Genomic DNA, 10,106 nt, shown 5'->3' on the forward strand with positions numbered 1-10,106 from the left:
ACGGCCTCGGCGGGCGTCGCGGCGGCCACCGCGCCGCGCCCGGCCAGCGGGGCGGCGCGCTCCGGCGAGCGGTTCCAGACGGTCAGGTCGTGACCGGCGGCGAGCAGCCGTCCGGCCATGGCGGAGCCCATGCGGCCCAGCCCGAGAAAGGCGATCTTCTTCTTCACGGCCATGACGCTAGGCAGCGGCGAGCCATACCACCAGCGAAGATCACTCATGGGAGCCATGCGGGAGGCGCATGGCTCGGCACGGGTCGGAATCCAAGGCTCAGTGCAGGGCGAAGACGATCCCCATGATCCCGAGCAGCACCGTCACGCCGGTCAGCAGCAGGACCGACGCGGGATCGGCGACCGGACGTCCCGCGCGGAGGCGGTGCCCGCGGCCACGCCGCTTCCGCCGGGTCCGGTGGACGTGCAGCGCGGCCAGCCCGGACACGGCGACGGCCGCGAGCGCCGCGCCCAGGTCGTTCGGCGCGAGCCGGACGCACAGCAGGCCCGCGCCCAGGAACGCCACGGTCGTCCGCGTCCAGGCCAGGGACGTGCGCTCGGGCTGCGCGCCCGGGTCCCAGAGCGTGCGGGGCGGTTCGGGCGCGCGCGTGCCCGGCGGGGTGCGGCGACCGGCGGGCGCGCTCACCGCGTGGCGAGGAGGGCGACCAGGACGACGACGGCCGCGGCGGCGAGCCCGTAGGACATCAGGGGCGCGAGGACCAGGGGCGGAAGCGTCTCGTCCCGGCGCAGCGCGCGCTCGGTCCGCAGCCAGCGGCGGAACGCCAGCGCCGCGACCACCGCCCCGACCGCGGCGAACGCCGCCGCGAGGCCCTGCCGCAGCGGCGTGCTGAGCAGGTGGCCGCTGAGCGCGAGCCCGACGCCGCCCGCGATCAGCGCCAGCGCGGTGCGGATCCAGGCGAGGAAGGTGCGCTCGTTGGCGAGGGTGAACCGCGGGTCCGGGTCGCTGCCCTCGGCGAGCAGCCGCTCGGTCCAGCGGACGGGACGGTCTGGGGTGTCCTGGGCGCTCATCGGCCGATCACTTCGCCTCTTTCATCCGGAATATTCACATATTACGTCGCGGAGAAGGGCAAAGAATTCCGACTCGATATACGGGAAAAGTGACAATGGCGCCGGTCGCACGGCCGGAAAGGGCGGTGGGCCGGGCGTCCGAGGGCCGGGGCGTGCGACGGTCGGGGTGTTCGGTGGGCAGGGTTCAGGGGGCGGGAGGTTCGGCGGTCAGGGCCGTCCGGCGGTGAAGCGGCGGGCGGAGACGTCCTCCTGCGCGAGCCGGTGCAGGGCGGTGAGGACCTGCTCGTAGATCACGGTCGAGGCGAGCATCGCGTGCACGGTCAGGGTGCGCGGGTTGTCGAGCGCGACCCGGTTGATCTCGTGCTCGGCCACCGAGGTCGCGGCGGTGACGTAGGGCCGCAGGTCGGTGAGCGTGACGGGGAAGCCGAGCCGCCGCAGCGCCACGAAGGTCTGGGCGAGCAGCGCGCGGGCGGGCGCGCGCTCGCCGACGTTCCAGCCCAGCTCGCGGACGAGCATGTCCACGTCCTCGCGGGCCGCCCGCCAGTGCGGGTCGTTCGGCGGGACGATGTGCGGGCCGAGCGCGTACTGGGTGGTGCCGAACAGCTCGTGCAGGCCGACGGCCTCGTCCTCCATGGCGGTGACGATCTTCTTGATCGACGCCACCGGCAGGTCGCCGACCTCGCGCAGCGCGCGGATCAGCCGCAGCCGCTCCAGGTGCCGCTGGTCGTACTCGGCGCGGGTGACCGTGGTGGAGGTGCCCTTCGGCATCAGACCCTCGCGGATGTAGAACTTGATCGTCTGAACGGTCAGCCCGCTGCGGTCGCTGAGTTCGGAGATCTGCACCCGTCCACACCCCTCGCCTTGATGCCCGTCCGATGCCGGTCCGGGGGCCGCCGCTCTGCCGCCGCCGCGCCTGGATATCGCCACTATCCAGCAGGAGGGGCGTTGAATACCGGCGCTATCCAACAAACGACCGGGCCGTCCCGGCATACCGGGACGGCAAAGACTGACAAATCAGTCCTAATCGCCGGGCGGGTCTCCTCGCGGGATCGAACGGAGGCCAAGCCGCACGCCAAGCGCGGGCAGGGGGAGGGCTGCCGCAGCCCAAGAGAGGCCCGAGGGCGGACGCTGTCCGGTGGATGATCGAGACCTGCCCGGGACGCGTAGAGTGTGGCGCTTTACCTCCGCCTCTGAGCTGTGTCCCATCCCTGGCTCGGAGCCGCGTCGCCCGTCCGAGAGGAAGTCGAGCATGAGCAGCGACGACCGCGTCGCTCCGCCGGTCACCGGCGACGAGCGCGCGACCCTGCGGGCCTACCTCGACTACCACCGGGCGACCCTGGCCATGAAGTGCGAGGGGCTCACCGACGCGGAACTCCGGCGGCGCTCGATGCCGCCGTCCACCCTCTCGCTGCTGGCGCTCGTCCGGCACATGGCGGAGGTGGAGCGCGCCTGGTTCCGCCGGGTCTTCGAGGACGCCGAGGCGCCCATGGTCTGGTCCGGCGAGCTCTTCGACTTCCAGGCGGCCTACGACGCGAGCGCGTCCACCCGCGCGGAGGCGTTCGCCGCCTGGGAGGCCGAGGTGGAGACCTCGCGCCGGATCGAACGCGGGGCCGCGTCGCTGGACGTGACCGGCCACCAGCCGCGCTGGGGCGAGCGGGTCTCGCTGCGCATGGTCATGGTCCACGTCCTGCTGGAGTACGCCCGCCACAACGGGCACGCCGACTTCCTCCGCGAAGGCGTCGACGGCGTCGTGGGCGCCTGACCACCCGGCGGTCGTGGTGCCTGAGGGGTCCGGCCCCGGACGCAGGGCGCCGGGCCTCAGGGGAGAGGCCCGGCGCTGGGTTCCGGCTCATGAACCGGGAGGGTGATTCCGGGGGGCGGGTGTCGGTCGGAGGGAGGCGCTAGGTCGTCGTGCGGCGCATCGCGTCGCTGATCTTCTCGGCGGCGGCCGTGACGGGACCGGCGTGCAGGCGGCCGGGCGTGCGGGTCAGGCGCTCCAGGGGGCCGGAGACCGAGACGGCGGCGATCACCCGGCCGCCCGCCCCGCGGATGGGGGCCGAGACCGAGCCGACGCCCTGCTCGCGTTCCCCGACGCTCTGCGCCCAGCCCCGGCGGCGGACCTGGGAGAGCGTGGTGGCCTCGAACTTCGCGCCGCGCAGGCCCCGGTGCAGGCGGTCGGGCTCCTCCCAGGCGAGCAGGATCTGCGCGGCCGAGCCCGCCGTCATCGGGAGGGCCGCGCCGACCGGGATGGTGTCGCGCAGGCCGCTGGACCGTTCCGCCGCCGCCACGCAGACGCGGACGTCGCCCTGGCGGCGGAACAGCGAGGCGCTCTCGCCCGTCAGGTCGCGCAGCTGGGCCAGGACGGGCTGGGCGATCGCGAGCAGCCGGTCCTCGCCCGCCGCGACGGCCAGCTCGGCGAGCCTCGGCCCGAGGATGAACCGGCCCTGGGTGTCGCGGTGGACGAGCCGGTGGTGCTCCAGCGCGACGGCGAGCCGGTGGGCGGTCGGCCGGGCCAGTCCGGTCGTCTGGACGAGCTGGGCGAGGGAGGCCGGCCCGGCTTCCAGGGCGTTCAGAACGAGTACCGCTTTGTCGAGAACGCCGACTCCGCTAGAGTTGTCCATGTCTTGATATTGCCGTCTCGCGATGTGAGATGCAAGTCGGGGCGGAACAGCGACGCCGGGCGCATGGGCGCGGCCGGCAGGACGACAGGTGAGGTGGAGCGATGGGCCGCACATTGGCCGAGAAGGTGTACGACGCGCACGTCGTGCGACGTGCGGAGGGCGAACCGGATCTGCTCTACATCGACCTCCACCTCGTCCACGAGGTCACCAGCCCGCAGGCGTTCGACGGCCTGCGGATGGCCGGACGGCCCGTCCGCCGCCCGGACCTGACGATCGCCACCGAGGACCACAACGTCCCGACGACCGACCTGCTCGCGCCGATCGCCGACCCGGTGTCCCGGACGCAGGTGGAGACGCTGCGCAAGAACTGCGCCGAGTTCGGGATCCGGCTGCACCCGATGGGCGACGACGGGCAGGGCATCGTCCACGTCATCGGCCCGCAGCTCGGGCTGACCCAGCCCGGCATGACGGTCGTGTGCGGCGACTCGCACACCTCCACGCACGGCGCGTTCGGCGCGCTGGCCCACGGGATCGGCACCAGCGAGGTCGAGCACGTCCTCGCCACGCAGACGCTGCCGCAGGTCAAGCCCAAGATGATGGCCGTGACCGTGAACGGCTCGCTGCCCGCCGGCGTCACCGCCAAGGACCTGATCCTCGCGATCATCGCCCGCATCGGCACCGGCGGCGGCCAGGGCCACATCATCGAGTACCGCGGCCAGGCGATCCGCGAGCTGTCGATGGAAGGCCGGATGACGGTCTGCAACATGTCCATCGAGGCGGGCGCCCGCGCCGGGATGATCGCCCCGGACGAGACCACGTTCGCCTATCTCAAGGGCCGTCCCCACGCGCCCCAGGGCGAGGCGTGGGACGAGGCCGTCGAGTACTGGAAGTCCCTGCGCACCGACGACGACGCCGTGTTCGACAAGGAGGTCGTCATCGACGCCTCCGAGCTGACCCCGTTCGTCACCTGGGGCACCAACCCCGGCCAGGGCCTCCCGCTGGGCGAGTCCGTGCCCGACCCGGCCGACCTCGCCGACCCGACCGAGCGGCAGGCCGCCGAGCGCGCGCTCCGGTACATGGGCCTGACCGCCGGCACGCCGCTGCGCGACATCGCCGTGGACACGGTCTTCGTCGGCTCCTGCACCAACGGACGCATCGAGGACCTGCGCGCCGTCGCGGACGTCCTGTCCGGGCGGACGGTCGCGGACGGCGTCCGGATGCTGGTCGTCCCCGGCTCGATGGAGGTCAAGAAGCAGGCCGAGGCCGAGGGCCTGGACGCCGTGATCAGGGCGGCCGGGGCCGAGTGGCGGGAGGCGGGCTGCTCGATGTGCCTGGCCATGAACCCCGACAAGCTCACCCCCGGCGAGCGCAGCGCATCCACGTCCAACCGCAACTTCGAGGGACGCCAGGGCCCCGGCGGACGCACCCACCTGGTCAGCCCCGCCGTCGCCGCCGCCACCGCCGTCACCGGCCGCCTGGCCGCGCCCGCCGACCTGTAAGGAACCCGGAGACCATGGAGAAGTTCGTCACCCACACCGGGCGCGCGGTCCCGCTGCGCCGCAGCAACGTCGACACCGACCAGATCATCCCGGCCGTCTGGCTCAAGCAGGTCAGCCGCACCGGCTTCGACAAGGGCCTGTTCTCGTCCTGGCGCGAGGACCCGGACTTCGTGCTGAACCGGCCGGAGTACGACGGCGCGTCCGTGCTGGTCGCCGGGCCGGACTTCGGCACCGGGTCGTCCCGCGAGCACGCCGTCTGGGCCCTCCAGCAGTACGGGTTCCGGGTCGTGGTCGCGCCGCGCTTCGGCGACATCTTCCGCAACAACGCCACGAAGATGGGCCTGCTGCCGGTCGTCCTGCCCGCCCGGACCGTCGAGGCGATCCAGGCCCGCGCCGAGCGCGACCCGTCCGCCGAGATCACCGTGGACCTGGAGAACCGCGAGGTCAGGGCCGGGGACGTCGTCGCGCCGTTCGAGATCGACGACTACACCCGCTGGCGCCTCATGGAGGGCCTGGACGACATCGGCCTGACGCTGCGGCACGCCGACGAGATCACCGCGTTCGAGGAGCGGCGTCCGGCGCTGCTCCCGACGACCGTCTGACCGGCGCCCCGGCCGTCCTCCTTCCGGCCCGCCCGGCCCGCCACCGTCGCGACCGTCGACGGCGGCGGGCGGGGCACCCGGTGCCGTCCACACGGCCCCCTCCCGTTCGCCAGGCCCGCCACATCCGCTCGTCGTGGCGGGCCTGGCGGCTCTGACCTGCGGCGTCGCCCGGCGGGCCACCCCGGGCGCCTCGGCGTCCTCGCGCACCGGCGAGAATTCGTCGTGTGCGTGGGTACGCCGGACGTGACGCGAAGGGGGTCGAGCGTGGCAGGAGACCCGCGATGAGCGGCGTCCCGTGGGACGGACCCGCCTGGGACGACCCGGAACTCACCCGGCTCGCCGAGCGCCTGCGGGAGGCGCACCGGCGGGTCGCGCCGCTGCCGGCGGCCGACCGCAGGCGGCTCATCCGGCAGCTGCTGGCGATCACCGATCTGGCCAAGCGGGACGCTGACCTGGCCGCCCGCAGGCTGGACGCCTTCCTTTCCGCACGGGAGGCCGATTTCCGGTCTTCGCCCGAAGCCCGCTAGCGTTCCCCGTGGCCGGATGCGGTCCGGCGCCCGCGCGAGACGGGGGCGAGACCGACCAAAACGCCTGCGACACGGGAACTCTCGCGTTCAGGTGATTGTGTCGGTGCCATGGCTCCCATAGTTTCGTTCGGGCAAGGGGGGAACTAGAGGAGTAACCCATGAACAAGCGTGAGCTGGTCGACGCCATCTCCGAGCGGCTTGGCAGCAAGAAGGCCGCCGCTGAGGCCGTCGACGCGATCCTGGAAACGATTCAGACCACGGTCGCCAAGGGCGACAAGGTCGCGATCACCGGGTTCGGTTCGTTCGAGAAGGCCGACCGGCCTGCCCGCACGGCCCGGAACCCGGCAACGGGCAAGACCATCGACGTTCCCGCGACGTCGGTGCCGAAGTTCAAGGCCGGCGCCGACTTCAAGAACCTCGTGGCAGGCAAGAAGTAAAACGCTGCCCGCGTGCGACGGCGCCCGGTCTCCGCTCAGGCGGGGCCGGGCGCCGATGCATTTCCGGGGAAGGCCCTTCCCATTCTTTTTCCGGCGCGGCCCGTCCGCTGCGGTTTCCGGCGCGGCCCGTCCGCTGCGGGAGGCGTCAGGGGAGGGGAAAGGTGGAGAGGGTGATCGCGGTGACCCGGCCGCCGGGCCCGACCGCCAGGTTCACCCGCTGGCCGAGGCGCAGCAGCCGCAGGCCGCCCGCGTCGAACGCGTCGCCGTCGAAGTCCAGCTCGGACCCGTCGTCCAGCAGGACGCTGCCGGAGCGGGTCTCCGGGTCGTACACGCGCACCGTCGCCTGCATGCCCCGACCCTACTGCCCACCGCGTCACCGCCACCGCGACACCGCCACCGCGTCACCGGGACCGCGTCACCGGGACCGGTCACGGGGCGAGCCGCCGGGCGGCGGGGAACTCGGGGAGAACCGCCTAGTGGCGGATGATCGGCTCGGGGAGGAGCGCCGCCACGGCGGCGGTCCGGGGGCCGACGCCCAGCGCGAGCGCGGCGCGGAGGTCGGCGGGGGTGTCCACGTCGCGGCGGACGCTGTCGATGCCGGGCAGGACCAGCTCCCGCGCGCCCCGGGCGAGGTGCGCGGCGCGTGAGCCGCCGCCGAACGCCGGGGCGAACGGCACGCCCGGACGGGCGGTGTAGAGCGTGGTGCCGACGCGCGCCGCGTCCGGGACGAACGCCTCGGCGGCCCCGGATGCCGCGTCCAGCGCCCGGGCGAGCTCGGCGGGCCGCAGCGCGGGAAGGTCGGCCGAGAGCGCGCCGACGCCGGTGTCCGGGTGCAGCTCGCGGCCCCGGCCCGCGCCGTGGACCAGGGCGGGGTTGAGGCCGGCGTCCGGTTCGTCCGGGACGACGGTCGCGCCGAGGGCGGCCAGCTCGGCGGCGGGCAGCGGGTCGTCGGTGACGACGATCACAGCGCGGACCCGGTCGCAGGACAGCGCCGCCGCGACGGTGTCGCCCGCGACCGCGAGCGCCAGCGCCTCGCGGTGCCGGCCCGCGCCGTCCGCCATCCGGGTCTTGGCCCTGGCCAGCACCTTGACCGGGACGACCAGCGTCCAGGCGGCGCGGGGCACGGCGCGTTCTGCTGTAGACATGGCCATTCGACTTTATGCGCTCGCAACCGCGACACTTGAGGACACCCCGCGTTCATCCCGGCGCGGGCCGGTAACGAGGAGGGACGGGCATGGGGCACCGTTATTCGCCCGGCTGGCGCAAGCTGACCATCGTCATCCTTCGCCCGCTGCTGTTCGGGCTGCTGAAGAGGGACTGGCGGGGCCGGGGGAACGTGCCCGCGGAGGGCGGCGTGATCATCGCCGCCAACCACATCTCCGAGTCCGACCCGCTGGCGCTCGCGCACTTCGTGTACGAGTCCGGCCGCTACCCCGTCTACCTGGCCAAGTCCACCCTGTTCGACGTGCCCGTCATCCGCGCCGTCCTGCGCGGGACGGGGCAGATCCCGGTGTACCGCGACCGCTCCGACGCCGCCCTCGCGCTACGCGACGCCGAGGAGGCCCTGCGCAACGGTCAATGCCTCATGTTCTATCCGGAGGGCAGTTGCACCCGTGATCCGGAACTGTGGCCGATGACCGGCCAGACCGGCGTCGCGCGGATGGCGCTGAAGACCGGCGCGAAGGTCGTCCCGGTGGCGAACTGGGGCGCGCACGAGCTGCTGCCCTACAAGAAGGGCGAGCCCACCGGCCTGCGCGGACGGCTGAAGAAGGGCTTCCACCCGTTCCCGCGCAAGACCATGCGCGTGGTGGCCGGGCCCCCGGTGGACCTGTCGAAGTACGAGGGGCGGCCGCTCACCAAGGCCACCCTGCGCGCCGCGACCGACGACATCATGCGGGAGATCGCCGACCTGCTGGGCGAGCTGCGCCACGAGGAGCCGCCCGCCGAACTGTACGACCACCACAAGGTCCTGGAGGAGCGCCGCCGCGCCGCCGGGCTGCCGCCGGAGCCCGAGGTGCCCCCGGCGTCCGAGTCACCCGAGGCCGCGAGCAGGATCGAGACCGAGGCCAAGACCGGGACCGAGGCGAAGACCGGGACCGAGGCGAAGACCGGGACCGAGGGCGCGCCCGAGGCTCGGCCCGAGGCCGCGACCGTGGAGGCCGCGGAGCAGGGGGACGCCAAGTGACGCTCCGCTGCGCCGTGCTCGGGGCCGGCTCGTGGGGGACCGTCGTCGCCAAGCTGATGTGCGACGCGGGCAGTGAGGTGACGCTCTGGGGACGCCGCCGGGAGGTCGTGGACGCGATCAACGAGCGGCACGAGAACCCGGACTACCTGCCCGGCGTCGCGCTCCCCGAGGACATGCGGGCCACCACCGACGCCGCCGAGGCCCTCGAGGGCGCGGACGTGGTCGGGATCGCGGTGCCAGCGCAGACGCTGCGCGCCAACCTCGCCGAGTGGGCGCCGTTCCTGCCGCCGGACGCGCTGCTGGTCAGCCTGATGAAGGGCGTGGAGCTCGGCACCACCAAGCGGATGAGCGAGGTCATCGCGGAGGTCGCGGGCGCGCCGCCGGAGCGGGTCGCGGTGTTCTCCGGTCCGAACCTGGCCCGCGAGCTGGCCGTCGGCGAGCCCGGCGCGGCCGTCGCCGCCTGCCTGGACATGGCGGGCGCGGAGCGGCTCCAGGCCGCCACGATGACCCCGTACTTCCGCACCTACACCTCCACCGACGTGATCGGCGTGGAGCTCGGCGGCGCGGTGAAGAACGTGATCGCGCTGTGCGTCGGGATGGCGGTCGGGCTCGGCTTCGGCGACAACACCAAGGCCGTGCTGATGACCCGCGGGCTGGCCGAGATCGCCCGGCTGGGCGCCTCGCTGGGCGCGGACGAGCACACCTTCGCCGGCCTGGCGGGCATGGGCGACCTGGTCGCGTCCTGCTCCTCTCCGCTGTCGCGGAACCGGACGTTCGGCGAGAACCTGGGCCGCGGCATGACGCCCGAGCAGGTCACCGCGGTGACCAAGCAGACCGCCGAGGGCGTCAAGTCGTCCAAGGCGGTGCTGGAGCTGGCCCGCAACCACCAGGTGGAGATGCCGATCACCGAGGAGGTGGTCGCGGTGGTGCACGAGGGCAAGCCGGTCAAGGAGGCGGGCCTCGCGCTGATCACCCGGTCGCCGAAACCGGAGCGCTACGGCGTGACGCGCCACCAGGACGAGCACAGTCCGTGACACACTGGGGGCGATGAGTAGTCCCTCCAGGGTTCCGCAGGGCGAGAACACCCGCGCCGCGCACCTGCCGCGGCCGGCCGTCCCGCAGCAGGCGCCGGTCGGCGCACCCGTGTGGCGCACGGCCGCCTTCGCCTACGCGGGCGCGGCCGAACACGCCGAGCTCGCCGCGGCCGAGTCCGCGGGCC

14 protein-coding genes are annotated in these 10,106 nt (G+C 73.6%); 7 read left to right on the forward strand and 7 right to left on the reverse strand.

Annotated elements, in window-relative coordinates:
• From DZF91_RS17750 to DZF91_RS17765, 4 genes are all read right to left on the reverse strand, one after another.
• Positions 1-227, reverse strand: a 227-nt coding sequence (locus tag DZF91_RS17750) for an NAD(P)-binding domain-containing protein (protein WP_328589187.1), incomplete at its 3' end; no start/stop codon positions are given.
• A gap of 40 nt (positions 228-267) precedes the next feature.
• Positions 268-633 carry a DUF202 domain-containing protein gene (locus tag DZF91_RS17755; protein WP_117358573.1) on the reverse strand — a complete coding sequence of 122 codons (366 nt, stop codon included), beginning with the start codon at positions 631-633 and terminating at the stop codon, positions 268-270.
• Positions 630-1,016, reverse strand: coding sequence for a YidH family protein (locus DZF91_RS17760; RefSeq protein ID WP_117358574.1), 387 nt, complete (start codon positions 1,014-1,016; stop codon positions 630-632). Before DZF91_RS17760 ends, DZF91_RS17755 begins: the two co-directional genes overlap by 4 nt.
• Before the next feature lie 207 nt (positions 1,017-1,223).
• Positions 1,224-1,859, reverse strand: a complete 636-nt coding sequence (locus tag DZF91_RS17765; RefSeq protein ID WP_117358575.1) for a MerR family transcriptional regulator — start codon at positions 1,857-1,859, stop codon at positions 1,224-1,226.
• A gap of 406 nt (positions 1,860-2,265) precedes the next feature.
• Here DZF91_RS17765 and DZF91_RS17770 point away from each other — a divergent pair, with 406 nt between their 5' ends.
• Positions 2,266-2,778: a DinB family protein gene (locus DZF91_RS17770; protein ID WP_117358576.1), complete on the forward strand. Its 513-nt coding sequence runs from the start codon at positions 2,266-2,268 to the stop codon at positions 2,776-2,778.
• 139 nt (positions 2,779-2,917) lie between these two features.
• Here the strand turns inward: DZF91_RS17770 and DZF91_RS17775 are convergent, their stop codons facing one another.
• Positions 2,918-3,637: an IclR family transcriptional regulator gene (locus DZF91_RS17775; RefSeq protein ID WP_117358577.1), complete on the reverse strand. Its 720-nt coding sequence runs from the start codon at positions 3,635-3,637 to the stop codon at positions 2,918-2,920.
• A 101-nt stretch (positions 3,638-3,738) separates the two neighbouring features.
• Between DZF91_RS17775 and leuC the strand changes: the two genes are divergently transcribed.
• The 4 genes from leuC (at position 3,739) to DZF91_RS17795 (ending at position 6,702) form a co-directional block, all read left to right on the forward strand.
• Positions 3,739-5,136, forward strand: a complete 1,398-nt coding sequence (gene leuC / locus DZF91_RS17780; protein WP_117358578.1) for a 3-isopropylmalate dehydratase large subunit — start codon at positions 3,739-3,741, stop codon at positions 5,134-5,136.
• A 14-nt stretch (positions 5,137-5,150) separates the two neighbouring features.
• On the forward strand, positions 5,151-5,738 hold the full coding sequence (gene leuD / locus DZF91_RS17785) for a 3-isopropylmalate dehydratase small subunit (protein WP_117358579.1): 588 nt from the start codon (positions 5,151-5,153) through the stop codon (positions 5,736-5,738).
• A gap of 281 nt (positions 5,739-6,019) precedes the next feature.
• A complete protein-coding gene (locus DZF91_RS17790) occupies positions 6,020-6,265 on the forward strand; it encodes an SCO5555 family protein (protein WP_117358580.1) in 246 nt (81 codons plus the stop codon).
• Between the two features lie 158 nt (positions 6,266-6,423).
• The gene (locus DZF91_RS17795; RefSeq protein ID WP_117358581.1) at positions 6,424-6,702 is read left to right on the forward strand and encodes an HU family DNA-binding protein; all 279 of its coding nucleotides are present in this window, start codon (positions 6,424-6,426) and stop codon (positions 6,700-6,702) included.
• Between the two features lie 145 nt (positions 6,703-6,847).
• Here DZF91_RS17795 and DZF91_RS17800 read toward each other — a convergent pair whose 3' ends face one another.
• Positions 6,848-7,051: a hypothetical protein gene (locus DZF91_RS17800; RefSeq protein ID WP_117358582.1), complete on the reverse strand. Its 204-nt coding sequence runs from the start codon at positions 7,049-7,051 to the stop codon at positions 6,848-6,850.
• A gap of 124 nt (positions 7,052-7,175) precedes the next feature.
• Positions 7,176-7,847: a 2-phospho-L-lactate guanylyltransferase gene (gene cofC, locus DZF91_RS17805; protein ID WP_407920917.1), complete on the reverse strand. Its 672-nt coding sequence runs from the start codon at positions 7,845-7,847 to the stop codon at positions 7,176-7,178.
• 89 nt (positions 7,848-7,936) lie between these two features.
• Here cofC and DZF91_RS17810 point away from each other — a divergent pair, with 89 nt between their 5' ends.
• Together DZF91_RS17810 and DZF91_RS17815 are read left to right on the forward strand one after the other, a co-directional pair.
• Positions 7,937-8,887 (forward strand): lysophospholipid acyltransferase family protein, encoded by a 951-nt coding sequence (locus DZF91_RS17810; protein ID WP_117358584.1) that lies wholly within the window; start codon positions 7,937-7,939, stop codon positions 8,885-8,887.
• Entirely contained in the window at positions 8,884-9,921 is a 1,038-nt protein-coding gene (locus DZF91_RS17815; RefSeq protein WP_117358585.1) for an NAD(P)H-dependent glycerol-3-phosphate dehydrogenase, read from the forward strand. Before DZF91_RS17810 ends, DZF91_RS17815 begins: the two co-directional genes overlap by 4 nt.
• The last annotated feature ends 185 nt before the right edge of the window (positions 9,922-10,106 follow it).

The sequence above is a fragment of the Actinomadura logoneensis genome, from assembly GCF_003428695.1.
Classification (GTDB): Bacteria; Actinomycetota; Actinomycetes; order Streptosporangiales; family Streptosporangiaceae; genus Spirillospora; species Spirillospora logoneensis.

Coding starts and splice junctions, on each gene's coding strand:
- DZF91_RS17760 (WP_117358574.1), bottom strand. CDS start 1,016: ATGAGCGCCCAGGACACCCCAGACCGTCCCGTCCGCTGGACCGAGCGG.
- DZF91_RS17770 (WP_117358576.1), top strand. CDS start 2,266: ATGAGCAGCGACGACCGCGTCGCTCCGCCGGTCACCGGCGACGAGCGC.
- DZF91_RS17775 (WP_117358577.1), bottom strand. CDS start 3,637: ATGGACAACTCTAGCGGAGTCGGCGTTCTCGACAAAGCGGTACTCGTT.
- leuC (WP_117358578.1), top strand. CDS start 3,739: ATGGGCCGCACATTGGCCGAGAAGGTGTACGACGCGCACGTCGTGCGA.
- leuD (WP_117358579.1), top strand. CDS start 5,151: ATGGAGAAGTTCGTCACCCACACCGGGCGCGCGGTCCCGCTGCGCCGC.
- DZF91_RS17790 (WP_117358580.1), top strand. CDS start 6,020: ATGAGCGGCGTCCCGTGGGACGGACCCGCCTGGGACGACCCGGAACTC.
- DZF91_RS17795 (WP_117358581.1), top strand. CDS start 6,424: ATGAACAAGCGTGAGCTGGTCGACGCCATCTCCGAGCGGCTTGGCAGC.
- DZF91_RS17800 (WP_117358582.1), bottom strand. CDS start 7,051: ATGCAGGCGACGGTGCGCGTGTACGACCCGGAGACCCGCTCCGGCAGC.
- cofC (WP_407920917.1), bottom strand. CDS start 7,847: ATGTCTACAGCAGAACGCGCCGTGCCCCGCGCCGCCTGGACGCTGGTC.
- DZF91_RS17810 (WP_117358584.1), top strand. CDS start 7,937: ATGGGGCACCGTTATTCGCCCGGCTGGCGCAAGCTGACCATCGTCATC.